Origin of the sequence: Citrobacter cronae (assembly GCF_016893685.1) — a bacterium.
GTDB classification, from domain to species: Bacteria; Pseudomonadota; Gammaproteobacteria; order Enterobacterales; family Enterobacteriaceae; genus Citrobacter; species Citrobacter werkmanii.
The window spans coordinates 4,522,367-4,548,124 of record NZ_CP069763.1; the positions used below are offsets into that span (position 1 = coordinate 4,522,367).

The 25,758-nt window shown below is 51.9% G+C and carries 22 protein-coding genes; 9 read left to right on the forward strand and 13 right to left on the reverse strand.

Annotation, left to right across the window (positions count from 1 at the left end):
• Window positions 1-57: 57 nt before the first annotated feature.
• Together yeiB and folE are read right to left on the reverse strand one after the other, a co-directional pair.
• Window positions 58-1,215, reverse strand: a complete 1,158-nt coding sequence (gene yeiB / locus JSN25_RS19725) for a DUF418 domain-containing protein YeiB (RefSeq protein WP_204525274.1) — start codon at window positions 1,213-1,215, stop codon at window positions 58-60.
• Window positions 1,216-1,229: 14 nt separating this feature from the next.
• Window positions 1,230-1,898 (reverse strand): GTP cyclohydrolase I FolE, encoded by a 669-nt coding sequence (folE, locus tag JSN25_RS19730; protein WP_003027410.1) that lies wholly within the window; start codon window positions 1,896-1,898, stop codon window positions 1,230-1,232.
• Between the two features lie 321 nt (window positions 1,899-2,219).
• On the opposite strand from folE, the gene fghA reads away from it, so the two are divergent.
• Both fghA and JSN25_RS19740 read left to right on the forward strand, forming a co-directional pair.
• On the forward strand, window positions 2,220-3,056 hold the full coding sequence (gene fghA / locus JSN25_RS19735) for an S-formylglutathione hydrolase (RefSeq protein WP_085047873.1): 837 nt from the start codon (window positions 2,220-2,222) through the stop codon (window positions 3,054-3,056).
• A gap of 278 nt (window positions 3,057-3,334) precedes the next feature.
• On the forward strand, window positions 3,335-5,320 hold the full coding sequence (locus JSN25_RS19740; protein WP_204525275.1) for a ligand-gated channel protein: 1,986 nt from the start codon (window positions 3,335-3,337) through the stop codon (window positions 5,318-5,320).
• Between the two features lie 862 nt (window positions 5,321-6,182).
• On the opposite strand, the gene lysP is transcribed toward JSN25_RS19740, so the two are convergent.
• Together lysP and yieE are read right to left on the reverse strand one after the other, a co-directional pair.
• On the reverse strand, window positions 6,183-7,652 hold the full coding sequence (gene lysP / locus JSN25_RS19745; protein ID WP_038642000.1) for a lysine-specific permease: 1,470 nt from the start codon (window positions 7,650-7,652) through the stop codon (window positions 6,183-6,185).
• A gap of 195 nt (window positions 7,653-7,847) precedes the next feature.
• A complete protein-coding gene (gene yieE, locus JSN25_RS19750) occupies window positions 7,848-8,729 on the reverse strand; it encodes a DNA-binding transcriptional regulator YeiE (RefSeq protein WP_069323445.1) in 882 nt (293 codons plus the stop codon).
• Window positions 8,730-8,973: 244 nt separating this feature from the next.
• Between yieE and JSN25_RS19755 the strand changes: the two genes are divergently transcribed.
• The 3 genes from JSN25_RS19755 (at window position 8,974) to JSN25_RS19765 (ending at window position 12,044) form a co-directional block, all read left to right on the forward strand.
• Complete coding sequence (locus JSN25_RS19755) at window positions 8,974-10,023, forward strand: YeiH family protein (protein WP_185655908.1); 1,050 nt, start codon at window positions 8,974-8,976, stop codon at window positions 10,021-10,023.
• Between the two features lie 72 nt (window positions 10,024-10,095).
• A complete protein-coding gene (gene nfo / locus JSN25_RS19760; RefSeq protein ID WP_121529286.1) occupies window positions 10,096-10,953 on the forward strand; it encodes a deoxyribonuclease IV in 858 nt (285 codons plus the stop codon).
• A gap of 2 nt (window positions 10,954-10,955) precedes the next feature.
• A complete protein-coding gene (locus JSN25_RS19765; RefSeq protein ID WP_069323444.1) occupies window positions 10,956-12,044 on the forward strand; it encodes a sugar kinase in 1,089 nt (362 codons plus the stop codon).
• Between the two features lie 43 nt (window positions 12,045-12,087).
• Here JSN25_RS19765 and JSN25_RS19770 read toward each other — a convergent pair whose 3' ends face one another.
• The 4 genes from JSN25_RS19770 to hypT all read right to left on the reverse strand — a co-directional run bounded on the left by JSN25_RS19770 (window position 12,088) and on the right by hypT (window position 16,514).
• A complete protein-coding gene (locus JSN25_RS19770) occupies window positions 12,088-13,338 on the reverse strand; it encodes a NupC/NupG family nucleoside CNT transporter (protein ID WP_038642011.1) in 1,251 nt (416 codons plus the stop codon).
• A gap of 96 nt (window positions 13,339-13,434) precedes the next feature.
• Window positions 13,435-14,370 (reverse strand): pseudouridine-5'-phosphate glycosidase, encoded by a 936-nt coding sequence (locus JSN25_RS19775; RefSeq protein WP_204525276.1) that lies wholly within the window; start codon window positions 14,368-14,370, stop codon window positions 13,435-13,437.
• Window positions 14,358-15,299 (reverse strand): pseudouridine kinase, encoded by a 942-nt coding sequence (locus JSN25_RS19780; RefSeq protein WP_159120983.1) that lies wholly within the window; start codon window positions 15,297-15,299, stop codon window positions 14,358-14,360. Before JSN25_RS19780 ends, JSN25_RS19775 begins: the two co-directional genes overlap by 13 nt.
• A gap of 303 nt (window positions 15,300-15,602) precedes the next feature.
• Window positions 15,603-16,514: a hypochlorite stress DNA-binding transcriptional regulator HypT gene (gene hypT / locus JSN25_RS19785; RefSeq protein WP_079226151.1), complete on the reverse strand. Its 912-nt coding sequence runs from the start codon at window positions 16,512-16,514 to the stop codon at window positions 15,603-15,605.
• Between the two features lie 353 nt (window positions 16,515-16,867).
• Here hypT and cuyB point away from each other — a divergent pair, with 353 nt between their 5' ends.
• Both cuyB and JSN25_RS19795 read left to right on the forward strand, forming a co-directional pair.
• Window positions 16,868-17,587 (forward strand): cysteate racemase, encoded by a 720-nt coding sequence (gene cuyB / locus JSN25_RS19790; protein WP_204525277.1) that lies wholly within the window; start codon window positions 16,868-16,870, stop codon window positions 17,585-17,587.
• Between the two features lie 73 nt (window positions 17,588-17,660).
• The gene (locus tag JSN25_RS19795; RefSeq protein WP_085047868.1) at window positions 17,661-18,959 is read left to right on the forward strand and encodes an anaerobic C4-dicarboxylate transporter; all 1,299 of its coding nucleotides are present in this window, start codon (window positions 17,661-17,663) and stop codon (window positions 18,957-18,959) included.
• A gap of 64 nt (window positions 18,960-19,023) precedes the next feature.
• Here JSN25_RS19795 and JSN25_RS19800 read toward each other — a convergent pair whose 3' ends face one another.
• From JSN25_RS19800 to fruB, 4 genes are all read right to left on the reverse strand, one after another.
• Complete coding sequence (locus JSN25_RS19800) at window positions 19,024-19,260, reverse strand: YgdI/YgdR family lipoprotein (protein ID WP_204525278.1); 237 nt, start codon at window positions 19,258-19,260, stop codon at window positions 19,024-19,026.
• A gap of 145 nt (window positions 19,261-19,405) precedes the next feature.
• Window positions 19,406-21,094 carry a PTS fructose transporter subunit IIBC gene (gene fruA, locus JSN25_RS19805; RefSeq protein ID WP_038642023.1) on the reverse strand — a complete coding sequence of 563 codons (1,689 nt, stop codon included), beginning with the start codon at window positions 21,092-21,094 and terminating at the stop codon, window positions 19,406-19,408.
• Window positions 21,095-21,110: 16 nt separating this feature from the next.
• Entirely contained in the window at window positions 21,111-22,049 is a 939-nt protein-coding gene (fruK, locus tag JSN25_RS19810; protein ID WP_006683781.1) for a 1-phosphofructokinase, read from the reverse strand.
• Window positions 22,049-23,179, reverse strand: a complete 1,131-nt coding sequence (fruB, locus tag JSN25_RS19815) for a fused PTS fructose transporter subunit IIA/HPr protein (RefSeq protein ID WP_137346728.1) — start codon at window positions 23,177-23,179, stop codon at window positions 22,049-22,051. Before fruB ends, fruK begins: the two co-directional genes overlap by 1 nt.
• Before the next feature lie 368 nt (window positions 23,180-23,547).
• Between fruB and setB the strand changes: the two genes are divergently transcribed.
• Entirely contained in the window at window positions 23,548-24,729 is a 1,182-nt protein-coding gene (gene setB / locus JSN25_RS19820) for a sugar efflux transporter SetB (protein ID WP_087857397.1), read from the forward strand.
• On the opposite strand, the gene JSN25_RS19825 is transcribed toward setB, so the two are convergent.
• Window positions 24,726-24,980: a YkgJ family cysteine cluster protein gene (locus JSN25_RS19825; RefSeq protein WP_005129254.1), complete on the reverse strand. Its 255-nt coding sequence runs from the start codon at window positions 24,978-24,980 to the stop codon at window positions 24,726-24,728. The genes setB and JSN25_RS19825 overlap by 4 nt on opposite strands.
• Before the next feature lie 157 nt (window positions 24,981-25,137).
• Here JSN25_RS19825 and yeiP point away from each other — a divergent pair, with 157 nt between their 5' ends.
• Entirely contained in the window at window positions 25,138-25,710 is a 573-nt protein-coding gene (gene yeiP, locus JSN25_RS19830; RefSeq protein WP_038642029.1) for an elongation factor P-like protein YeiP, read from the forward strand.
• The last annotated feature ends 48 nt before the right edge of the window (window positions 25,711-25,758 follow it).

The window sequence follows — 25,758 nt, forward strand, 5'->3', positions numbered from 1 at the left end:
ATGTCACAGGAATGAAAGCGCTTACATCCATTTTGTTAATGAATGTGATCCAGATCGTTATCTGGATGTACGTGGTAATGATGTCCCTGAAGCACGCAGGGTTAATTGACGCCACAGCCACTCTACCGGGCCCTGCCGGTAAAAACGCAGCCAAATGACGGAGAACAGAAGATTAACGGCCCAGACAGGAATGACGAAACAGAGCAGCTCCAGCCGATCGAATTTCATAAACAAGCCGAATTGATAAAACAGCGTGGTGCAAATTAAGGTTTGCAACAGATAGTTAGTTAACGCCATACGTCCCACGCAGGCGATGGCAATCACCCACTTTAAGCGGCTCAACTGCGGCCAGAAGCCAAACATCAGGGCGGCGTAGCCGATAGTCTGCAACGGCGCGCCCAGCTCGCGCGGAGCTTGTAACAGGAAAGCACACCAGCGGTAGGCCCACTCCAAATGCCACTGAATGATAATAGCAGGCAGGTTAATCGCCATGCCAATAACGACCAACAGTACGCCGGTACGTCGATAATGCTGCAGACTGTACTGCCCTTTCAGCCAGCCGCTGCGCATTAATGCTGCGCCAAGCAGCATCATCCCAGCCAGTTGCCAGCCGTACTGCGCGCCCAGTGCCAGCAAGCTATTGGACATCATATCCACGCGATTGCTGACCGCTTCCAGACCGCCATTCACTTTCCAGTATTTTTCATACAGCAAAGCTGAGGCATCCGGCGTCCAAGCCCGACTGGTTTCCCCGCCGGAGATAACGCCCAGCAGCAGCAGTACGCCAATCCCCACCAGATAAAGCAGGACGCCGGTGTTAAACAGGCTTTTTACCGAAGGGGCATCGCGAATCAACCGCCAGCAAATCAGACCAATTAAGCCATAAGCCAACAGGATATCGCCGTCCCAGAAGAGTAAACCGTGAATAAAACCCAACAGCACCAGTAGCGTAAGCCGCGACTGGATCCAGCGTTTGCCGCGCGGGAGCAGCATTTGCAGCCCTGCCCCAAACAGCAATGCAAACAGCGTGAGAAACTTGACCTGTGCGAAGAGATCAAGCACCGCCCAGCTCCAGGCGTCGGATAAGGTGATATTGCCATACCAGGCGGGATTGAGATATGCCGCCTTTGGCAGGCCAAAGGCGTTAATATTGAGAAGCAGGATGCCAAGAATGGCGACGCCACGAATAAAATCCAGCGTGACATTACGCTCCATGGCCCCTGCCCTAATCAGTTATGATGACGTACTGCGCGCAGGAATTCCTGACGCGTGTTCTGGCTGGACTTAAACAATCCGCCCAGAGAAGTGGTGGTGGTCGCGCTGGTCGCATCGCGAATACCGCGCGCTTTCACGCAGTAATGCACCGCATCAATCGACACCGCAACATTATTCGTCCCAAGCAGCGTTTGCAGCGCGGTGAGAATTTGCTGGGTCAGACGTTCCTGCACCTGCGGACGCTGCGCAAAGAACTGCACAATGCGGTTGATCTTCGACAGGCCAATGACTGAATCTTTCGGGATATACGCCACCGTCGCTTTACCATCGATAGTGACAAAGTGATGCTCGCAGGTGCTGGTCAGCGTGATATCGCGGACCGTAACCATCTCGTCCACCTTCATTTTGTTTTCAATGACGGTGATTTTCGGGAAGTTGGCGTAATCGAGACCGGAGAAAATCTCATCGACATACATTTTCGCAATGCGATGCGGAGTTTCCATCAAACTGTCATCGCTCAAATCGAGATTGAGCAATTGCATAATCTCGGTCATATGGCCTGAGATAAGACGTTTGCGCGTTTCGTTATCCATCTCCTGCACGGGCGGGCGTAGTGGTGTTTCGAGACCACGCGCGACCAGCGCTTCATGAACCAAAGCCGCTTCTTTACTGAGTGATGACATTTCTTTTTCTCCTGCAGGTGTGGCGCCTCTGCCCTGCATGGGGCAAAGTTTTTAGGCTGTGTCACAGCCAGAACATTGTGCGTGAGGCGGCGCACATAATCCAGTATTCACCGCGATAATTATTGAAATTGGCACAGCCTTTCAGCGTATCAAATTCACGTAGCGTTCAGCCCGGCGATGTTGAGTGTTAATGTAAAGTTATATAGATGATGAAGTATGTTTGCCCAATGCGGAAGTGAAAGTTACTCACAGTGCAATGAATAATCTGTATTATGATGAATTCGCAAACATATTCAGGTTCAACACAACAAGGAGCCACGCATGGAAATGCTTGAAGAGCACCGCTGTTTTGAAGGCTGGCAGCAACGCTGGCGTCACGACTCCGCCACGTTAAATTGCGCTATGACTTTCAGCATCTTTCTTCCCCCGCCTCGTGAGAATACCCCGCCTCCGGTGCTGTACTGGTTGTCGGGCCTGACCTGCAATGACGAAAACTTCACCACCAAAGCGGGCGCGCAACGTGTGGCGGCTGAGCTGGGTATTGTGCTGGTGATGCCGGATACCAGTCCACGCGGCGATCAAGTAGCCAACGATGATGGCTACGATTTAGGCCAGGGGGCTGGGTTTTACCTCAATGCCACCCAGCAACCGTGGGCAAGCCATTTTCGCATGTATGACTATCTGCGTGATGAGCTTCCGGCACTGATCCAGTCGCAGTTTAACGTCAGCGATCGTTGCGCCATCAGCGGACATTCCATGGGTGGTCACGGGGCGTTGATTATGGCGCTGAAAAATCCGGGGAAATACACCAGCATCTCCGCTTTTGCCCCCATCGTTAACCCTTGCCGCGTTCCGTGGGGCGAGAAGGCTTTTAGCGCTTATCTGGGTGAAGATAAATCGCTGTGGGCCGAATGGGATAGCTGCGCGTTAATGTTGGCCAGCAGGCCCGAAGATGCGATTCCGACGCTTATCGATCAAGGGGACAACGATCAGTTTCTTGCCGATCAGTTGCAGCCCGCGGTACTGGCCGAAACAGCACGTCAGACCGCATGGCCGATGACGTTACGCATCCAGCCGGGTTACGATCACAGCTATTACTTTATTGCGTCGTTTATTGAGGATCACCTGCGCTTCCATGCGCAATATTTACTGAAGTAACGCCTGAGTGAGGGCGAAAGCCCTCTTCATTTCGCCATCATCCCTTCACTTTTTCTCCATTTTTCTTTTTCACTTATCTTATTGATTTAATAATAATTTCCCCTCAAACCACATCAAACACAAATGATTTCTATTATCATTTGTGTTTACAAAAATTCATACTTTTGTACAATCCATTCGCTTCTTTACTGAAAAGAGTCCTTAAAAGACAAATACATACAATTGTCATGGCCTTTCACATGACGCGCAGTTTGATTCATTTAAATGGAATGATACAAATGACTATACCTCACGTTAAGGCTGTAGCTGCCGCAGTATGCGTCGCCAGTCTCCCATCACTCGGCCATGCCGCTGAACAGGACACCGTCGTCGTCACCGCTACCGGCTTCGAGCAGAAAATTCAGGACGCCCCCGCGTCGATATCTGTTATTACCAAGCAGCAAATTGAAGACAAAGCCTATCGCGATGTCACCGATGCGCTAAAAGATGTCCCTGGCGTCGTCGTCACCGGTGGCGGCAGCAGCAGCGATATCAGTATTCGCGGTATGGCTTCGCAATACACGTTGTTCCTGATCAACGGCAAACGCATCAGCACACGCAGCACACGACCTAACAGCGATAACTCAGGTATTGAACAAGGCTGGTTACCGCCGCTGGAATCCATCGAGCGCATCGAAGTTATCCGTGGACCAATGTCATCGCTTTACGGCTCTGATGCGATGGGTGGCGTTATCAACGTCATCACCAAAAAAGTGTCGAATACCAAAGCCTGGACCGGCTCCTTACATGGCGATGCCACTTTCCAGGAAGACAGGGATTCCGGTGATATTTACCAGACGAATGCCTATGCGTCCGGGCCGCTGATTGACGGGTTACTCGGTGCGAAGGTGACCGGATTATTCTCTCATCGTGCCGAAGATGAAATCCTCAATGGCTACAATGAACAGCGTATGCGTAACGGGGGTTTAACCCTCAACTTCACGCCGGATGATAAAAACGACATCGACTTCGATTACGCACGTGAACTGCAGGATCGTGACAGTACGCCGGGCAAATCCAGGGCTGAAGAAATCTGCCGCAACGGAAGCTGTAAGCCCAACAGTAAAAGCGAAAGCAAGTATGTGCACACCACATATTCACTCACCCATAGCGGCTATTACGACGACTTCAACTCCACCAGCTATATCCAGCAGGAAGAGACCGACAACCCTGGTCGCCAGATGAAGTCCTACAACACCATCTTTAACAATCAGAACCAGATTTTCCTCGGGGCGCACACCCTGACAGTGGGTGGACAGTACCGTTATGAGAAACTGCGCGATAACGGCAATCAGTTGCAAGCTGCCGATGGGCTGAACAAACTGACCCGCTGGAGCTGGGCGCTGTTTGCTGAAGATGAATGGGCTATTACCGATACCTTCGCGCTGACCGGCGGTCTGCGTATGGATAAAGATGAAAACTACGGCGACAACTGGACACCACGCGGTTACGGCGTCTGGCATCTGAGCGATCAATGGACCTTGAAAGGTGGCGTATCTGCAGGCTATCGCGCACCGGATCTGCGTCAGTCTTCTGCCAGTTGGGGACAGGTCACCGGCGGCGGCCGTCTGAACGGGATCATTGTCGGCAACCCGGATCTGAAGCCAGAGAAAAGCCTGAGCGAAGAGATCGGGTTACTGTGGGATAACGGCAACGACCTCAACGCGGGCGTGACGCTGTTCAATACCGACTTCAAAAACAAAATTACCGAAGTGCGTCGCTGTAACAGCAGTTCCGACCCGGCCTGCACCATCGGTGGCACCCATTATGATTTCGTCAGCGATCGTGTGAACGTCGATAAAGCCAATATGCGCGGCGTAGAATCCACCTTCGGCTGGAAAATCACCTCCGACGTCAACTGGACGGCGAACTACACCTATACGGAATCTGAGCAGAAAAGCGGTCAGTTCTCCGGTCAGCCATTAAACAAAATGCCAAAGCATATGTTTAACACCACCCTGGACTGGCAGGCAACGCAGGATCTCGGTTTCTGGAGCCGTCTGAATCTACGCGGTAAAACGTCGGAGTACCTGAGCCGTACCTCCATGGCACAGGGTACGCCATCGTATACGCAGGTCGATGTTGGTTTACGCTACTATGCTACCAAGGATCTGCTGATGACCGCCGGCGTGTATAACGTGCTGGATAAGCAAATCGATTATGACACCTACGACACCGTTCTCGATGGCCGTCGTTACACGGTTGGCCTGACTTACAGCTTCTAAGTCTGGCGCAATAAAAAAACCCCGGCAAGGTGAATGCCTAATGCCTGTTAGTTAAGCATGTATGGAGAACATTTTATTCCGCTACGGGGTTCCGTTCACCTCAGCSGTATCACTTYTCTRAAKCACAGATACCCGTGAACGTGCAAGGGAGGCTCACCGCCGCCTCCCTTGCATCCCAGGCTCCCRGCGGGAAAATCGTCGCTGCGCGATTCATTCGTCTTATGCCGTCTGCCTGTCGGGTCGGGGCCGAGCCTGCGTCCCTGCAGGCCATCCCCTCTGCCCGCATCCCTGCGGGCAGMCCCGGTCAGCCGTCAACGACTCATCGATTTTCAGCCGGACCGGAGTCATCGCTTCAAYGCTCTGACTTCCAGTTAAATCTGTTTTGCTGTTCAGACCAAAAAACGCAGATGGTGARGTGTGGGCTGGTCCGGCTGAAAATTGCCGACGTGTTTCCGTAARGCCGGGAGAGCCAGCATGGATGCTGGCTCAGGGCGCGCTTTGCAGGGACGCTWCMTCGCGCCCGGCCCGGTAGCCTGAAGGAATAAGCRGAGGGTATTGCGCAGCAACAATTTTCCCGCCGGGAGCCGGGATTGTTAAGGGTGCGGCGATAGCACCCTTAACACGTTCACTGGCGTTCAGTGTACAGAGAAGCGATGAACATGAGGTGAACGGAACCCTTTCTCAGAGAGAGCATGTTCATTATCCCGCCAACACATGTTGATGCTTTCTGAAACTGAGATGTTAACTGAACATGGTGAGTGGCGGGGGGGGGTTATTGTCTGCCGGATGGCAGCATGGAGGGCTTACCCGACCTACACTATCTTACGTAGGTCGGATCAGCACGGTGCCAGCAGGTACAAGATTACTTCTTCACGCGTCCAGGGAATTTCATTTCACTGTAGCGAACGAAATGAGTCCCTTTCGTCAGCTTGTAACCAAACCAGATAATCAGGAACAGTGGAATACCGATATAGGTTGCCATCACGCCGCCCCAGTCAATACTGTCCTTCAGGAACGCTTCGTAGTTCTGACCCAGAGTGATGATCAGGCACAGCACAAAGGCAAAGATCGGCCCCAGCGGGAAGAAGCCAGAACGATACGGCAGATCCTGCACATCATGCCCCTGCAGCACATAACCACGACGGAAACGATAATGGCTGATAGCAATCCCTAACCAGGCGATAAAGCCCGTCATCCCGGAAGTATTCAGCAGCCACAGGTATACGGTCTGGTTGCCAAACATTGAGGTCAGGAAGCACAGCCCCGCCACCACCGTAGTTGCATACAGTGCGTTACGCGGCACACCGCCACGAGACAGTTTGGCGAAGATACGCGGCGCTTTACCGTCGCAGGCCAGGGTGTAAAGCATACGCGTTGAGGCATACATCCCGGAGTTACCCGCAGACAGTACCGCCGTCAGGATAACCGCGTTCATTACCGCTGCCGCAGACAGCAGACCCGCATGCTGGAATACCAGCGTGAACGGGCTAACGCTGATGTCTTTCACATCGTTACGCAGCAGGCTTGGATCGGTGTACGGGATAATCAGGCTAATAATCAAAATCGCGAACACATAGAACAGTAGGATTCGCCAGAACACCTGACGCACCGCGCGTGGAATATTCTTCTCAGGATCTTCCGATTCACCTGCCGCGATACCAATAAGCTCAGTTCCCTGGAAGGAGAAGCCGACAATCATCGCCACGCCAATCATAGCGGCAAAACCACCGGCAAACGGCGCATCACCGGTCGTCCAGTTGCTCCAGCCCACCGGCTGAGCGCCTTTGAAGATACCGAAGATCATCATTACGCCAACCACGATAAAGATAATCACGGTGGTCACTTTGATCAGTGAGAACCAGTACTCCGCTTCGCCAAACCCGCGCACGGAAATGTAGTTCAGCAGGAAGATAACGCCGAGGAACAGCGCACTCCAGATCCAGCCTGGCGTGTCCGGGAACCACCAGCTCATTACCAACTGTGCGGCTACCAGGTCAACGGCAATTGTCACCGCCCAGTTGTACCAGTAGTTCCAGCCCAGCGCGAAGCCGAAGCCTTCTTCTACATAGTTCTGACCGTAGGTGGAGAACGAACCGGAAACCGGCATGAAGGCTGCCAGTTCACCGAGACTGGTCATCAGGAAGTACACCATCAGACCAATCAGAATATACGAGAACAACGCGCCGCCAGGACCCGCCGCAGAAATAGTTGCACCAGATGCAACAAAAAGACCTGTACCGATGGAGCCTCCGATGGCAATCATCGTCAGGTGACGCGCCTTCAGTTCACGACGTAGCGTGGGCGCTTCTGTGGTTTTAGTTTCGGAAACCATGTGAAAATGCTATCCATCCAAAAAATGAGGCGCGATTGTAGCAGACGAAAGGGCTTTCTTCCGGCACAAATGCGCTGTTATAAGAGACCTTCATGACTGGCCGCGGATTATAAGTAAAGCAGAAAATGGGCGGAGCATGGCGGTTAAGACGAAACCGCCGTTATGCATAGAGGTGATATTACGCCAGTGAGTGCCTTATTCGCCCTGCGCAACCTGATCGCTGTAATGTAAAAAGCGCGTAATGGCATTAGAGAGATGCTTTTGTCGATGATGAACGCGCCAGAGCGTGCGAACTAAACGCGGCAGCGGCACAGGGACTTCACTCAGCGTACCCGCCTGTAACTGTTCTGCAATGACCCGACGCGACAAACAGCTGATACCGAGCCCATGGCGGACCGCATGCTTAATGGCCTCGGAGTTACCCAACTCCATCGCCATCTGGAATCTCGGCAGATGCGATAACAACAGATAATCTACCAGTTCACGCGTACCGGAGCCTCGCTCACGTAAAATCCACGGCGAAGCAGCCAGTTGATCCAGCGTCACGGGACCTTTTGTCAGCGGCGAAGATGGGGCGGCAAACACCACCAGTTCGTCCTCCAGCCATGGTTCAGAGATAATTTCTGTGCTGTGACACGGTCCTTCGATCAGCCCAATATCTACCCGAAAATCCAGAACAGCATTGATCACATCCTGGCTGTTACCCACGCTTAGCTCCAGCGGTAAATCGGGAAAATCCTGGCGATAGCGGGCGATCATGGCGGGCAAAATGTAATTGCCAATGGTGCTGCTGGCATAGACGCGAATCGCACCATTATCCTCACGAAAAAGCTGTTCGATTTCTATCGTTTGCTCAAGTAACGCCAGCGCGCGCGGGTAGAGCAAGCGCCCGTGCTCATTGACCACCAGCCGCTTGCCAACGCGGTCGAAGAGCTGTACGCCAAGCTGCCCTTCCAGATCGGTAAGCGCCGCACTCACCGCCGACTGCGACAATGCCAGCATGACAGATGCCTGAGTCGTCGAGCCGCTTTTCAGTACCTCAGCAAACACTTCAAGTTGTCGCAGGGTGATATGCATAGTCGTTTTCCACCGGATATCCGTTACTTATACCCTAAATAATTCGAGTTGCAGGAAGGCGGCAAGAGAGAGCATCCCCGGGAGCGTACTTAAGTACGTGACTGGGGTGARCGARCGCAGCCAACGCRCATGCAACTTGAAGTATGACGGGTATACCACTTATATAGATTAATTATAAATATATAATCAATTTTATTTTTAAACCACATCGCCGTACTCTTTTACCCAGATAAAGGAGAAGGATATGACAGAACTCACCTTACAGACTCATCGTCGTACAGCGTGGCATTTTATTCCGGGGCTTACCCTGAGTGCAGTTATCACTGGGGCCGCCTTATGGGGGGGATCCATTCCCGCCGTCGCAGGTGCCGGGTTTAGCGCCCTCACCTTAGCCATCTTGTTTGGGATGGTTATCGGCAACACCGTGTATCCACAAATCTGGAAAAGCTGCGATGGCGGCGTACTGTTTGCTAAACAACATTTATTACGCCTGGGGATAATCCTCTACGGTTTCCGCCTTACCTTCGCGCAAATTGCTGACGTCGGCGTCAGCGGTATCGTAATCGACATATTAACGCTCAGCAGCACCTTCATGATTGCCTGCTTCCTTGGGCAGAAAGTGTTTGGTCTGGACCGTCACACCAGTTGGCTGATTGGCGCGGGGAGCAGCATCTGTGGCGCCGCCGCGGTACTGGCAACAGAGCCTGTCGTTAAAGCCGAAGCCAGTAAGGTGACGGTCGCCGTCGCCACGGTGGTTATCTTCGGTACTATCGCTATCTTCCTGTATCCGGCGATGTATCCGCTGTTAGCGCACTGGTTTACTCCCGAGACTTACGGGATTTACATTGGCTCCACCATGCATGAAGTTGCGCAGGTTGTTGCCGCCGGACACGCCATTAACCCGGATGCTGAAAACGCCGCGGTTATTGCCAAAATGCTGCGCGTCATGATGCTGGCTCCGTTCCTCATCCTGCTGGCCGCACGAGTAAAACAACTGTCTCCGGCAACAGGTGGTGAGAAGAGCAAAATCACCATTCCATGGTTTGCCATCATGTTCATTGTGGTGGCGATTTTTAACTCTTTCCACCTGCTGCCGCAGTCGGTAGTGAGTATGCTGGTGACGCTGGATACCGTGCTGCTGGCAATGGCGATGGCCGCACTGGGGCTAACCACTCACGTGAGCGCCCTGAAAAAAGCTGGTGCTAAACCTTTGCTGATGGCGCTACTGCTGTTTGTCTGGCTGATTGTAGGCGGTGGTGCGATTAACTTCGCTATCCACGCGCTAATGGCATAAACGATCACGACTAACGTTAGTTGACCCGCTATACTCTTCCTTTTTTGAATTTGAGTATGGCGGGTTTAATTCATGAAATACATCGGAGCGCACGTAAGCGCCGCTGGCGGTCTGGCTAACGCCGCTATTCGGGCCGCAGAAATCGAAGCTACCGCATTCGCCCTGTTCACCAAAAATCAGCGTCAGTGGCGCGCCGCGGCGTTGACCACTGAAATCATTGATGATTTCAAATCCGCTTGCGAGAAGTATCACTATACTTCCGCTCAGATCCTGCCTCACGACAGCTACCTGATTAATCTCGGCCACCCGGTCAGCGATGCGCTGGAAAAATCACGCGATGCATTTATCGATGAAATGCAGCGCTGTGAACTGCTCGGTTTATCGCTGCTCAACTTTCATCCGGGCAGCCATTTGATGCAGATCCCGGAAGATGAATGTCTGGCGCGCATTGCTGAATCTATCAACATCGCCCTCGCTCAGACCCAGGGGGTTACGGCAGTTATCGAAAATACCGCCGGACAGGGCAGCAATCTCGGATTTAAGTTTGAGCACCTTGCCGCCATTATTGATGGTGTTGAAGATAAATCCCGTGTTGGCGTCTGTATTGATACCTGCCACGCTTTCGCTGCCGGCTACGATTTGCGTTCTGTCGAGGAATGCGAAAAGACGTTTGCGGAATTTGAACGTATTGTCGGTTTCAGCTATCTACGCGGTATGCACCTGAACGACGCCAAGAGCACGTTTGGCAGTCGCGTCGACCGCCACCACAGCTTAGGTGAAGGGAATATTGGCCACGACGCTTTTCGCTGGATCATGCAGGACAATCGTTTTGATGGCATTCCGCTGGTGCTGGAAACGATTAATCCGGATATCTGGGCAGAAGAGATTGCCTGGCTGAAAGCCCAGCAAACAGAACAAGCGGTGGCGTAATCATGAACGACAGGGAAAAGCAGATCCTTAAGATCCTGCGTCGCAATCCGTTGATTCAGCAGAATGAAATCGCCGATATTCTGCAAATCAGCCGTTCACGCGTCGCTGCGCATATTATGGATTTGATGCGTAAAGGCATGATCAAAGGTAAAGGTTATATCCTTACCGAACAGGATTATTGCGTGGTTGTCGGAGCAATCAACATGGATATTCGTGGTGTTGCAGACATCCATTATCCTCAGGCTGCCTCTAATCCTGGCAGCATTCACTGCTCGGCAGGCGGCGTAGGACGCAACATCGCCCACAACCTGGCGCTGCTGGGCCGTGACGTTCACTTAATTTCCGCTGTTGGCAGTGATTTCTATGGGGAAACATTGCTGGAACAAACGCGTCAGGCCGGCGTTAACGTTGCAAGTTGCATACGCCTGCATGGGCATAACACCTCAACCTACCTGTCGATCGCTAATCAGCAGGAAGAAACCGTACTGGCAATTAACGATACCCATATCCTGCAGCAATTAACGCCGCAGTTGCTGAACGGGTCGCGAGATTTGATCCGCCATTCCGGTGTCGTACTGGCAGATTGCAATCTGACCGCCGAAGCCATTGAGTGGGTCTTTACTATTGCTGATGATATTCCGGTATTCATTGACACCGTTTCAGAGTTCAAAGCGGCAAAAATGAAGACATGGTTTACGCGTATTCATACGCTAAAACCAACGCAGAAAGAGCTGGCGATTTTGTGGGGTCAACCTATCCATTCAGATGCCGATCGCGTACTGGCCGTCAATAGTCTGCATCAGCAAGGGGTAAAACGGATCTTTGTCTGTCTGGAAGATGAATCTGTTTTTTGCAGCGAAAAGGACGGAGAACAGTTTTTACTGACGCCTCCCAATCATACGATCGTAGACAGTTTTGGCGCCGATGACGCTTTTATGGCGGGATTGCTGTACAGCTTTCTGGAAGGTAGCGAGTTCCGTGAAAGCGCTCACTTTGCCATGGCCTGCGCGGCATTATCGCGAGCCAGCGTCAGCATTAACAACCCAACCCTCTCGGCAGATAACGCCTTATATTTGCTGCAAACAGCTTAAATGTAATGCCGGATAGCGCCACGCTTATCCGGCATTATTCTCACTATGCTATACCGATAAAGAAACCCGCTATGGTGGCGCTCATCAGGTTTGACAACGTTGCTGCTGCCAGCGCGCGCATTCCAAGCTGCGCGATTTCCGGGGCTCGCTGTGGCGCTATCGCCGAAAATGCGCCGACGACAACGCCAATCGAACCAAAGTTAGCGAACCCGCACAGCGCAAACGAGATAATCGCAATGGTCTTCACATCCAGTGTTCCGCCGGTTTGCAGATACGGCGAGAAGTTGAGATAGGCGACAAACTCGTTGATTGCCAGCTTCTGTCCAATCAGGCTACCTGCCAGCGTCGCATCGCTCCAGTCCACGCCCATAATCCACGCCAGCGGGGCTAACACATAGCCAAAGATCCCTTCCAGGGTGGCGTGACCAAAACCAAACCAACCACCAATTCCGCCGATAATGCCGTTAATCAGCGCAATAATGGCAACAAATGCCATTACTACCGTCGCCACGCCTGCGGCAATTTTCAGCCCGGTCATCGCCCCGCTCGCCGCTGCTTCGATGATGCTTTTCGGCGGCGTTTCGGTAAATGACAGGTTCTCAAAGGTGACGCGAGATTCTTCAGTTGCCGGACTCAGCATACGCGCGAATAAAATACCACCAGGGATTGCCATCAACGATGCCGCCAGCAGATAGTCAATCGGAACGCCCATTCCAGCGTAACCAATCATCATTGAGCCAGCAATCGAGGCCATCCCGCTACAGATAGCGGTAAATAGCTCATTGCGATTCAGCCGGTCAATAAACGGTTTCACGATTGCCGGGATCTCGTTTTGCCCGAGGAAAATCGTGGTTACTGCGACAAATGACTCGATCTTACTGATGTTCAACGCTTTCTGGAAAATACCGCCAAGGATGCGGATCAACAGCCCCATCACGCCAATGTAGTAGAGTAGACTGATCAGCGCGGTCACAAAAATGATGGCCGGGAGCACCCGAAAGGCGAAGATAAACCCGGCTCCGTCGAACAGCACATCCATTTTTGGCCCGACCAGGGAGCCAAAGATAAATGCACTACCCGCGTCACTGTATGACATCACCTTGTGGACACCGAGCGCGGCCTGTTCAACCAGCCATTTCCCCGGAGGGAAATAGAGCATAATGCCGCCGATTGCAATTTGCAGCACCAGTGCTGCCCCGACCGTACGCAGACTAATACGCTTTTTATTTACTGACAGCAGAAACGCGATAGTCAGTAATACCACCATACCCACAACACTTCTCATTATATCCATAATGAAATTCCCTTCATGCCAGGAAACCCGGCGTTACCGCCAGGTTTTGGTAGGTTTGCTATCCGCGGGCGACCGCATTCTGCCCGGAAAATTTGGTCAGGCGAGGCGTTGATACTCCTTCGCAATTTCACAAGCCAGTACCGCATTGTTGAACACCAACTGAATATTTGATTTCAGGCTGTCACCGCCGGTCAGCTCCGCAACGCGCGCCAGCAGGAACGGCGTACTCTCTTTGCCCACAACCCCCTGCTCTTCCGCTTCTTTTACCGCCCGATCGATTGCCGCATTAATTTTCTCTTCAGCCATCGCAAACTGCTCCGGGATTGGGTTTGCAACAACCAGACCGCCGTCGAGACCTGTCTGCCATTTCACCGCCATGGCACGGGCAATCTCTTTTGCGCTGTCCAGACGGATACTGACCTCAAACGGACTGGTTCGGCAGAAAAATGCCGGCAACGCGTTAGTCTGATATCCAATTAACGGCACGCCAAAGGTTTCTAAATATTCGGTCGTTAAACCGAGATCAAGAATAGATTTCGCCCCGGCACAAATTACCGTGACATTGGTATGCGCCAGTTCTTGCAGATCTGCGGAAATATCAAAGGTATGTTCAGCACCACGGTGAACACCACCAATCCCGCCCGTCGCAAATACTTTAATTCCAGCCAGGGAGGCAATAATCATGGTTGAGGCAACTGTCGTCGCACCATTTTTCCCTGCAGCAACCACAAATGGTAAATCACGACGACTGACTTTAGTAACGCTATGCCCCTCTCTGCCAAGCAACTCAATTTCATCTTTGCTTAAACCAACTTTCATTACCCCGCCAATAATGGCAATGGTCGCAGGAACTGCCCCGTGCTTACGAATAGTTTCTTCTACTTCAATAGCAGTCTGGGCATTCTGCGGAAATGGCATACCATGAGAAATAATGGTTGACTCGAGGGCAACAATCGGTTTTTTACTGTTTAATGCTTCCTGTACTTCTGGAGATATTTTTAATAATTCAGAGGAAAGAGTTAATTCAGACATTCTGTGTTCTCCACGATTGAGATAACATTCGCAACAGACAAATCAGGGTTATTGGTATATTCACAGGCTAATGCCATTGATGAACAACCCTGCGCAAATCGAACCGAATCAATAAAGGGCATGCCGTCTACCCAGCAGGAAGCCAGTCCCGCCATCATCGCATCGCCAGCCCCGGTAACATTAATGACGTGAGTTTTAATCGGCAGCGACCAACCGCAATCCCCCGCAATATCACTGTAATAAACTCCGTCACCGCCCATGCTGAGCACCAGGCGATTTAAGCCGCGATCGTGAAACCAGGCGGCCACTTTGCCAACATCATCACGCCCGGAAAGCGCAATACCGCTCAGCGTTTCGGCTTCAAGCCGGTTAGGTTTGAGGGTGTGAATTTGTCCAAGCCGCTCGCGAATTTTGACGCATTTCCATGCCGATACCGGGTCGACAAACACCGGAACATCTCCGGCATTATCCAGCACCCATGCAAGGGCGTCTTCGCTGATATTGCAATCGGCGACGATAACTTTCGCCTGCCGAATAAAATCATGCTGCTGCGATAAAAAACTCGGTGAAATATGTTCGGTAATGCTCATATCATTAATGGCAACCAGCATTTCACCGGTGTTATCAAGCAGAGATAAATAACTCGATGTATTCTCTCCCGGAACGATAAGACACTTATCAACATGTACTCCGGATAGATTAGTTTGCGCCAATAACGATTGACCATAAAAATCATTACCAACCGCAGTCAGTAACCACGAATTTTTACCCAGTAGCGCGAGATTATGTGCAATGTTGCGTCCAACTCCGCCGGGGGTGAATTTTATCTTTCCTGGATTCGAATCCGCATAATTTAGAGAAGCATGCGAATACCCAGCAACATCCATATTGGCTGAGCCAATAGTTACTATGTATTCCTTTTCACGCATAGCACGTCCCCTGGCAATTATCTTGCCACAAATGAGTTCGTTAAGAATAATTACCGCCATACACAAAACTATTAGAGCACATGTTCAGTATCGAACACGTGTTTATAGTAAGCATGTTTTTGACAAAGTAAATCTATCTGCAAGAACCAAAGTCAATAGATATGAACAGAATCACAATTTTTTATAGATACAGTTTGTAAGGGAGAGAGAAAATGAGAGGTAGTACACAAATTAAGCAGGCTAAAAAGTATAACTCCGGTATAACCGGAAATTTTTCAGATGCGCCAGGCGAGCTGGCGCGTCTCAGGTAAGCGAAACCAGGTCCTCTGGCATATGGTTGTACAAAATACGCCAGAAATGTTCAGCCGTTTTATTCAATCGGGTATCCATCCGGTAAATATAGGCCTGAATAGGTACCATCAGTTCAGGTGTCTCCAGGCGCACCAGACGCTTATCGCGCAGCTCGTTGACGATCGACCACGCTGGTAGCCAGGCGATCCCATGCCCATCCAGCGCCATGTTTTTCAACAACTCACTCATCGAAGACATAAACAACGTTCGTGCTGAAATGCCGCCAACTTCCGCTAACTGACGGTTTACCAATCTTCCCATGTAGGATGTGCTGGTATAGTTCAGAATCGGCGCCTGCGGCTGATAGATATCAAACAACGCGTTCCCCTGTCCATCGGTAGCACAGACAGGATAGAGCTCTGACTCAAAAACCTTCAAGCCACAGAAAGGCGACTGCATTAAATCCTCGTCACGAAACGAGATAATAAAATCACTTTTCCCCTCGCGCAGGGTATTCACCGCTTGCACCACATCAATCGCCTCGACGTGCCAGACAAATTCTTCCCCCCAGGCCGCCATTGAATGCACTAACCGGGGCAACATGGTCAGCGACAAAGAATGCGCTGCCGCGATTTTTATGTTGGGGACCCCAAGCAGATTGTGACCACTGAGTTCGTCCAGATTACATTCCAGCTGTTGTAGCAGGCTACGCGTTTGCGAATGGAATAACTTGCCCTCCTCCGTCAATTGCAGCGGCGTCGTCGTGCGATCAAACAGCTGCACCCCCACGGCTGATTCGAGCGCTTTGATCCTCCGGCTAAATGCCGGCTGAGATATATTGCGCTCCTCCGCAGCCTGGGAAAAATGACGGCATGCCTCCAGCGTCAGGAAATCATATAACCATTTTGTCTCAATATTTTTCATGCCTGTCACGCGGATGTTTAAATATGTTGATGAGCCTAACAACATCATGCCTGAAGAATTCCAGAGATGGTATTGACGATTAGCCCATAATGATTCGTTTTTTGCATCAAGCCTTCGTTTTTGACATTAACATGTCAGCGTCACCATCCAGCCGCAACCCTACTCTGCTTGCAGATCTTCAGGCTCCGCACCCTATCCTGACCTCATAGAACGGCGAAAAAAACTACAGTCATGCGGTTTTTGCATTAAGCAAAACATTATTGCATTTCTCGTCGCGACGCTCTGCTGTTAAACATTAGGGCAAGATAAAACACAGCCTGAATATTATTTAATGGTTAAACGAGGTATATATCGTGAAAGGTTTAATTGGCGTACTTGGTGGTATGGGACCTGCTGCAACCGTCGATCTATTTAATAAATTCGTCACATTTACTGCAGCGCAACGCGATCAGGAACATATTCCATTAATTATTTCATCCATTCCTGATATACCTGACCGTACTGACGCATTAATGCGTCATGGTAATTCCCCCCTTCCGGCCATGCGCGATTATATGCATAAACTCGAAGATGCTGGCGCGGAGTGTATTGTGATCCCGTGTAATACCGCCCACTTTTGGTTTAAAGAGTTAAAAGAATCCTGTCATACGGAGTTGCTGAGTATTGTGGAGACAACCCTGGGTGAGGTCAGAAGCTGCGGAAAATCGCGCATCGGACTGCTGGCTACCAATGCCACGTTGTACATGGGTCTCTATCAAAAAGGGATAGAGTCTCTTGGGTTAACCTGCGTCAGCCCTGATTCTTCCAGCCAGGAAAAAGTCATGGAAAGTATTTATTGCCTGAAAGCAGGAGATGTTAAGCAAGCACAAATATTAATGAATGAACAGGCTGAAGCACTTTTTGCACGCGGCGCGGAAGTCATCGTTCTGGGATGTACTGAAGTCCCCGTTATCCTTGCTGAAGCCGTCAAGAAATCACCAGCAAAATATATTGATTCAACCGGTTCATTGGTTCGTGCCGGAATTAAGTGGTATGAAAAACGCGTTGGAAAAAGCCACCTTCTGGCGCAATAAAAAAACCACAATTTAATCATCACATTTAATAAAAGCCATTCTTATAGCGAATTATTATCTGGCGGAGGCCATTATGCTTTGGTTGGAAATTATCGTAGTATTAGGCGCAATATTTTTCGGCATCCGCCTCGGCGGAATTGGTATCGGTTTATGCGGTGGGCTGGGGTTGGCTATTTTAACCCTGGGATTTGGTCTGAAAATTGGCTCGCCGCCTGTGGACGTCATTCTTATTATTATGACGGTGGTTGTGGCGGCATCAGCGCTACAGGCAGCCGGAGGCATGGATTACCTGGTACGCATTGCCGGTAATTTTATGCGTCGTAATCCTAAATATATCAATGTTATTGCACCGATTATCACCTGGTCGATGACCATAATGGCGGGAACAGGTTTCATTGTCTTTTCCACCCTGCCGGTGATTGCCGAAGTTGCGAAAGAGTCAGGCATCCGCCCTTCTCGTACGCTCGCAGGCTCCGTAGTGGCGTCCCAGGTTGCAATATCCGGCTCGCCGATCAGCGCCGCAATGGCCGCGATGCTGACCATCATGGAAGGCAACGGTATCAGCTTTATCCAGGTTATGGCGGTATGTCTGCCCGCCTCGTTTGTTGCCGCGATGGTTGGGGCATTCATCGCCTCGCGCCAGGGATGTGAACTCCAGGACGATGAGGTCTATCTGGAACGCCTGCAGAAAGGGCTGGTGCGCAAATACGAAGGGCAAAACAGTACCACACCGGGTGCAAAACTTTCCGTCGCCCTGTTTATGCTGGCCACGGTGCTCATCGTTATTCTTGCCGCATTCCCGCAGCTACGCCCTGGATTTGATGTTGGCAGCCCAATGAATACGCGGGATATCATTATCATCTGCATGCTGGCTGCCGCTTGCCTGATGGTGGTGCTGTGCAAAACATCTACAGATGCCATTGTCCTGACGTCAACTTTTCGCGCCGGGATGAGTTCGCTGGCAGTCATTCTCGGCATTGTTACGCTGGGAACCACATTCATTGACGCGCACTTAGCGGAGATTAAGGACATCGCGGGGAATATTTTGCAGGCCTACCCGATGCTGCTGGCTCTGGTATTGTTTGGCACCTGCGCGCTGCTCTATTCGCAGGGGGCCACCACGCCGTTGATTATCCCGCTTGCCGTCGCGCTTGGCGTTCCCACCTGGGCAATTCTGGCTTCCTATGTAGCTGTGACCGGCGTGTTTGTTCTCCCAACGTACCCGACTTCACTGGCGGCGATGGAGTTCGACACCACCGGGACAACGCGCGTAGGTAAGTATGTCTTAAACCATCCGTTTATGTTGCCGGGACTGGGTGGGATCATCGCGGGCGTTGCCTTTGGCTTTATCATCGCCCCAATGATTGCCTGAGCCGTCTTATTCAGGGGCGCGAAAGATTTCGCCCCTGAATGATTCTCTATTCACTTGAACCGGCTCACCACATCAATACCGTCTTACCTTTATCTATTTGCTTCACATCGCTGCTTTTAATCACGCGGTGATAACCATAGGCGTCAGCATATTTTGTCAGTCCTGTCCCGGGGTCTTGCTCAGGCTTGCCTTGCGTCTCTATTGTTGCACCTGACGTTGTTGTCATCACCCAGATGGTTGAACATCCCGTCAGTAGCAGCGTCGCGAGTGACAGAGCAGCAAAAATGGGCGCTTTTTTCATATTCGATTTCCGTGACCAGTTTGATTTAAAGGCACTTTATCGAATTTGCTTAAGGCAGGATGGATTATTGTGGCGATGCTGCAACGGTAAGGGCTAAGGCATAAAAAAGGGCAGAGATTTCTCTGCCCTGGATTTCAGCGCTTAATCAGGCCGCCTTTGCCACAACCTCTGCTTCCGGGCGCTTCAGCACCGCGTAGGAGAGACCGGCTACCAGCGTACCGGCAATAATGGCCAGCAGGTAGCCAACCACCGGTGTAATTGCGCCAGGGATTAACAGCACGAACAGACCGCCGTGGGGCGCCATCAGCTTAGCCCCTACCGCCATGGAGAGAGCGCCGGTAATCGCACCGCCAACGATACAGCAAGGCAGAACGCGCATCGGATCACGCGCGGCGAATGGGATAGCCCCTTCGGTGATAAAGCACAGGCCCAGCACCAGCGCAGCTTTACCGCCCTCCTGCTGGGCTTTGTCGAACTTACGACGCGCAACCAGCGTTGCCAGACCCAGCGCCAGCGGAGGTACCATCCCCGCCGCCATAATGGCAGCCATCGGCGCATAAGTTTGCGTACTCAGCAGGCCCACACCAAAAGCATACGCCGCTTTGTTAACCGGACCGCCCATGTCAGTGCACATCATGCCGCCAAGAATCGCACCGAGCAGCACCGCATTCGCCGTACCCATGGTTTGCAACCAGTGGGTCAGACCTTCCAGAATGCCGGCTACCGGTTTACCGATCAGGTAGATCATGGCCAGACCCACCACCAGACTTGAAAGCAGCGGAATGATCAGAATCGGTTTCAGCGCTTCCATACTCTGTGGGAGTTTCAGCCTGGTGCTAATGAGCTTCGCCACATAACCGGCAAGAAAACCGGCAATAATCCCGCCAATAAAGCCAGAACCGGTGCTCACTGCCAGCATACCGCCGATAAGACCTGGCGTCAGACCCGGACGGTCAGCGATGGAAAACGCGATATACCCCGCCAGAACCGGCACCATCAACGCAAAGGCTGAACCGCCGCCAATCTGCATCAGCGCCGCCGCCAGCGTGCCCTGCTCTTTAAACGCTTCAATACCAAAGGCGAATGAGAGCGCAATACACAGACCGCCAGCAACAACCATCGGCAGCATGTAGGACACGCCCGTCAGCAGGTGGCGATACGCGCCAGCGCTCTCTTTCTTCCCTTCGGTTGCCGCAGACTGCGCCTTGCCGGTTGGCTGATACGGCGTCGCCTCTTCCAGCGCTTTATCCAGCTCCTGTTTGGTTTTCTTCAGCGCCAGGCCAGTAGACGTGCGGTACATTGGTTTTCCGGCAAACTTCGCCAGATCAACTTCAATGTCAGCCGCCACAATCACCAGATCCGCCTGAGCCACCTCTTCCGGGGTAATGGCATTGCCTGCCCCGACCGAGCCACGGGTTTCAACTTTTACCCACCAGCCACGTTTTTTCGCTTCTGTTTCAATAGCTTCGGCAGCCATAAACGTATGGGCAACGCCGGTCGGACAAGCCGTCACCGCCACCACGCGTTTTGGGCCACTGCTGGCAACAGACGTTGTCGCAACCGGGGCGCTGTAAGGTTTTGCATGACCTTTCGCTTCGCTGAGGAAGAGTTCAGGATGCGCAACCGCACGACCGATATCGCCGAGCCAGACTTTTTTGCCGTTCAGCGAACTGTCAGCAGGAAGCGTGTCGCCCAGAACAATCGCCAGTTCTGCATCATTCGGATTATCAATAATTTCCAGATGCGCTTTTTGCGCCGCCGCTCCAAGCAGGGTTTTCGCCATGTAAGCGCGAGCCTGGCCGAGATTGGCGTCAATAATCAGCAGCGTTTTCATTATGCCTCTCCTGCTGTCAGTTAAACGGTTTTAAGTCGACACGCGCCATCATTGCGGCCAACTGAGGACGATCGGTAATGCCCACGTTACTTTGGCTTACCGCCAGAGCGGCAACAGCCGTCGCCAGACGCAGGGTATGTTCGCTGGACTCACGCATCAGCAGGCCATAAATCAGACCGCCAACCATCGAATCACCCGCGCCAACGGTGCTGACCACCTCGACTGACGGCGGTTTTGCGATCCACTCACCCGAAGCGTTGACCCACAGCGCGCCTTCCGCACCGAGGGAAATCACCACATGAGCAATACCCTGCTCGCGCAGCGCATGCGCCGCATCAATCACATCTTTCATTTCAGGCAGTTTACGACCCGCCCAGATTTCCAGTTCACGACGATTTGGCTTCACCAGCCACGGCGCCGCCTTCAGACCTGCCACCAACGCTTCACGACTACTATCAAAGATAATGCACGGACACTGACTGCGCAGACGCGTCATCCAGTCGGTGAAAGCTTCCGGGCTCACGCCGGTCGGCAAACTACCGCTAACGCACACCATGTCGAACTGGCCCAGCCAGCTCAGCGAATCGTTTACAAAGCGTTCCCAGTCAGCGGGGGTGACTTCAAAGCCAGAGAAATTGAAGTCGGTGACTTCACCGTCTTTTTCGGTCAGCTTGACGTTGATACGGGTACGCCCTTGTACAACCTGAAAACGGTTGGCAATGCCCAGCTCGCTGAACAACTGCTGAAAACCATCCTGGTTGTCTTTACCCAGAAAACCGCCCACCGTGACATCGATACCTAAATCTTTCAGGACTTTAGCGACGTTAATCCCTTTTCCCGCCGCATGCAGACCGGTGGTTTTCACCAGGTTCACTTCGCCACGTTCAATTTCCGGGCAGAAACCCACCAGGTCGTAGGCCGGGTTAAGGGTGATAGTAGCAACACGTCTGCTCATTACGCGCCCTCCCCAAGACCTGCAGCGATGGCTTCGCCAATCGCTTTCAGCGCCTGTTCAGCATCCTCGCCCTGGGCGGTAAAGCGCAGGTGATGTCCTTTTTTCACGCCTAATGCCACAACTTTCATCAGACTGCGTCCATTTGCCGGTTTGCCGGTTCCATCAAGATTTGTCACGGTAATTTCACTGTTAAATTGTTTAATCGTATTCACCAGCATGGTGCCCGGACGGGCGTGTAAACCATGCTCATTGCGCACAACAAATTCGGCGCTCAGTACATCATCGGTTAAGGCGTCATCGCTGGTCAGCAGCGCCAGCACCGTTGCCGCATCCGCTTTCAACAAACGGTCAGCTTTATTATTCAGCAGCAGATCGCCAAGGCGCTTCAGCACCGCAACCGGTTGATCGTCATTCATCGCGACGGTTACCAGCAGGGCTGCCGCATCCCCCTGGACATCAAACGCCGTTGCTGCGCGGCTGACCGCAACGGCGCTGCGCACGTTACCTTCAGCACAGTCATTCAGCCAGATCCCCTGACCGAGATTCATCGGCTGCTCATTGATTGCCCTGGCGACAAATGCGGCATCAACCGCACCAATTTCTTTCAGCCGCGCAGCGTTGAGCGCCTGCAGCGTCACTAGCGAGCTGGCAACGACGTCCAGCGACAGCGTTTCGTTATCAAGCTTTAATTGTTCGCTCTGCTTTTCGCCCATCAGCAACGCGCGCAGCTCTTCCGCCGTAGTCGCTGATTTCAGCTGTTCAGCAACGGAGTCATCGCTCAACACATGCGTTAGCTGACGCAGTAAACCGAGGTGCTCATCAGAGCTGGCGGCAATACCGATCGCGACATACGCGACCTGTCCTTCGCCCCAGACCACGCCCTGCGGAAACTGAAACACCTGCACACCGGTTTTCAGCACCCGATCGCGCGTGTCCGTCGTCCCGTGAGGAATAGCAATACCGTTGCCTAGAAACGTGGACGTTTGTTGTTCACGCGCCAGCATGCCATCGACGTAGCCTTCCGCAACGTTACCCGCTTGCACTAAGGCCGCGGCAACCTGGCGAATAGCCTCTTCTTTATTCCCGGCCTGTTCGCCCGGGTGAATATCCTGAACAGATAACTGGAACATGGTTCTCCTCTCCCGCTGAATTGAAACGATTCAGCCAATATGAGAAAAAAGGCGTCACCTGACTCCATCAGTTATGGCAAGATGACGCTGAAACGTTTCAAGAAGTCTTGATCTTTTTTCTTCAGCACACAAGTAAAGTTGACAAATTACTTGCTGAATTTAGAGATAACGCACATTTTCTTCTGGGGAGAGATAAAATTGCTGAAGCAAAAATGGCGTCAGCGTGTCAGATTCAGCAACATCAGCAAACAGCATTCTTTGACTGAAATGCTATTTTGATTTTTGATGCCGATTTTGATTTGGCTACCTGTTTATTTTCTGGCAAGCAGCGTAAACTCCGCGTCTCTTCACATCATTGATATCAAAACATGCATAACACCCCCGTAGCCGCCACACCTAAGGCGTTCGATTTAACGTCTGCGGCGTTCCTGCTTGTCGCGTTTCTGACGGGTATCGCCGGCGCTTTGCAGACACCAACGCTGAGTCTTTTTCTGACCGATGAAGTCCATGCCCGTCCCGGTATGGTCGGGTTCTTTTTTACCGGCAGCGCCGTAATCGGTATCCTGGTGAGTCAGTTTCTGGCCGGGCGCTCGGATAAAAAAGGCGATCGCAAAAACCTGATTGTCTTCTGTTGTGTCCTGGGCATGCTGGCCTGCGTGCTGTTTGCCTGGAACCGTAACTATTTTATTTTGCTGTTTGTCGGCGTCTTCCTCAGCAGCTTTGGTTCAACCGCCAACCCGCAAATGTTTGCTCTCGCTCGCGAGCATGCCGACCGTACAGGCCGGGAAGCGGTCATGTTCAGCTCAATTTTACGTGCGCAGGTATCGCTGGCCTGGGTAATTGGCCCGCCGCTGGCCTACGCACTGGCAATGGGATTTAGCTTCACGGTGATGTACCTCAGCGCGGCGGTTGCTTTTATTGTCTGCGGCGCAATGGTTTGGCTGTTCTTACCGTCAATGAGTAAAAATGTGCCTCTCGCCACTGGCGTGGTGGAGGCGCCACGGCGCAATCGTCGCGACACGCTGCTCCTTTTTGTTATCTGCACATTAATGTGGGGGACCAATAGCCTCTATATCATTAATATGCCGCTGTTTATTATCAATGAACTGCATCTGCCGGAAAAACTGGCGGGTATCATGATGGGAACCGCTGCCGGGCTGGAAATCCCGACCATGTTGATTGCCGGATACTTTGCTAAGCGTCTGGGCAAGCGTCTGTTGATGCGAATTGCCGTCGTGGCCGGCTTTTTCTTTTATGCCGGTATGCTGTTGGCCCACTCTCCGGCGGTATTGCTTGGTTTACAGCTGCTGAACGCGATTTATATCGGCATCCTTGGTGGGATTGGCATGCTCTATTTCCAGGATTTGATGCCAGGACAAGCAGGTTCAGCCACGACCCTTTATACGAATACCATTCGCGTAGGCTGGATTATTGCCGGATCGTTGGCAGGTATTGCCGCTGAAATCTGGAATTATCACGCCGTGTTCTGGTTTGCGCTGGTGATGATCATCGCCACCATCGTGTGCCTGGCGCGCATCAAAGATGTTTAAGGCGCGGTCAGCGCTTCAAGCTCAATAAGATACAGCATGGCCTGGTGCGTCGTCTTCCCACACATTTCCGCACTGGGCTGCAAACCGGCACATACTTTTGGCCGCAGCGGCGAAGCAAAAATTTTGCAGCGCAAGGATTCATCCAACTGAACGCATGGCGTATTAGCGGGCTTGCCATCAGGCATACCAGGGATAGGGCTGGAGATTGAAGGCGCGGTGCAGCATGCACCACAATCCGGACGGCATTCCATACAGTATTCTCTTTATCGTAAACCATCGGATTGTGAGAGAAGCGCACAGTAACACCTTTTTTGCACCAGCAAAAGCATCAATTCCACTTGCCTGAATGCCCCGGCGCGAGTAGTTTTACGCGATATTTTAGACACTCCTCACTACAGGATTTTTTCGATGCCAAGAGCGAACGAAATTAAAAAAGGTATGGTACTGAATTACAACGGCAAGCTGCTGATTGTAAAAGATATTGATATTCAATCACCAACCGCACGTGGCGCCGCCACGCTGTACAAAATGCGTTTTTCTGATGTCCGTACCGGCCTGAAAGTTGAAGAGCGTTTCAAGGGCGATGATATCGTTGATACTGTCACCCTGAGCCGTCGTGGCGTCGACTTTTCCTATGTCGATGGCAACGAATATGTCTTTATGGATAAAGAAGACTATACCCCGTATACCTTCACCAAAGACCAGATTGAAGAAGAACTGCTGTTCATGCCGGAAGGCGGAATGCCGGACATGCAGGTTCTGACCTGGGACGGCCAGCTGCTGGCGCTGGAACTGCCGCAAACGGTAGACCTGGAAATTGTTGAAACAGCGCCCGGCATTAAAGGGGCATCAGCAAGCGCGCGTAACAAACCTGCGACCCTGACTACCGGCCTGGTGATCCTGGTTCCTGAGTATCTGAGTGCGGGAGAAAAAATCCGTATTCATATCGAAGAACGTCGCTATATGGGCCGTGCAGACTAATTTTCTGCTGCCCATTGACGACAAGGGACAGCGCAGGCTGTAAGGCTT

Coding starts and splice junctions, on each gene's coding strand:
- yeiB (WP_204525274.1), bottom strand. CDS start 1,215: ATGGAGCGTAATGTCACGCTGGATTTTATTCGTGGCGTCGCCATTCTT.
- folE (WP_003027410.1), bottom strand. CDS start 1,898: ATGTCATCACTCAGTAAAGAAGCGGCTTTGGTTCATGAAGCGCTGGTC.
- fghA (WP_085047873.1), top strand. CDS start 2,220: ATGGAAATGCTTGAAGAGCACCGCTGTTTTGAAGGCTGGCAGCAACGC.
- JSN25_RS19740 (WP_204525275.1), top strand. CDS start 3,335: ATGACTATACCTCACGTTAAGGCTGTAGCTGCCGCAGTATGCGTCGCC.
- lysP (WP_038642000.1), bottom strand. CDS start 7,652: ATGGTTTCCGAAACTAAAACCACAGAAGCGCCCACGCTACGTCGTGAA.
- yieE (WP_069323445.1), bottom strand. CDS start 8,729: ATGCATATCACCCTGCGACAACTTGAAGTGTTTGCTGAGGTACTGAAA.
- JSN25_RS19755 (WP_185655908.1), top strand. CDS start 8,974: ATGACAGAACTCACCTTACAGACTCATCGTCGTACAGCGTGGCATTTT.
- nfo (WP_121529286.1), top strand. CDS start 10,096: ATGAAATACATCGGAGCGCACGTAAGCGCCGCTGGCGGTCTGGCTAAC.
- JSN25_RS19765 (WP_069323444.1), top strand. CDS start 10,956: ATGAACGACAGGGAAAAGCAGATCCTTAAGATCCTGCGTCGCAATCCG.
- JSN25_RS19770 (WP_038642011.1), bottom strand. CDS start 13,338: ATGGATATAATGAGAAGTGTTGTGGGTATGGTGGTATTACTGACTATC.
- JSN25_RS19775 (WP_204525276.1), bottom strand. CDS start 14,370: ATGTCTGAATTAACTCTTTCCTCTGAATTATTAAAAATATCTCCAGAA.
- JSN25_RS19780 (WP_159120983.1), bottom strand. CDS start 15,299: ATGCGTGAAAAGGAATACATAGTAACTATTGGCTCAGCCAATATGGAT.
- hypT (WP_079226151.1), bottom strand. CDS start 16,514: ATGAAAAATATTGAGACAAAATGGTTATATGATTTCCTGACGCTGGAG.
- JSN25_RS19795 (WP_085047868.1), top strand. CDS start 17,661: ATGCTTTGGTTGGAAATTATCGTAGTATTAGGCGCAATATTTTTCGGC.
- JSN25_RS19800 (WP_204525278.1), bottom strand. CDS start 19,260: ATGAAAAAAGCGCCCATTTTTGCTGCTCTGTCACTCGCGACGCTGCTA.
- fruA (WP_038642023.1), bottom strand. CDS start 21,094: ATGAAAACGCTGCTGATTATTGACGCCAATCTCGGCCAGGCTCGCGCT.
- fruK (WP_006683781.1), bottom strand. CDS start 22,049: ATGAGCAGACGTGTTGCTACTATCACCCTTAACCCGGCCTACGACCTG.
- fruB (WP_137346728.1), bottom strand. CDS start 23,179: ATGTTCCAGTTATCTGTTCAGGATATTCACCCGGGCGAACAGGCCGGG.
- setB (WP_087857397.1), top strand. CDS start 23,548: ATGCATAACACCCCCGTAGCCGCCACACCTAAGGCGTTCGATTTAACG.
- JSN25_RS19825 (WP_005129254.1), bottom strand. CDS start 24,980: ATGGAATGCCGTCCGGATTGTGGTGCATGCTGCACCGCGCCTTCAATC.
- yeiP (WP_038642029.1), top strand. CDS start 25,138: ATGCCAAGAGCGAACGAAATTAAAAAAGGTATGGTACTGAATTACAAC.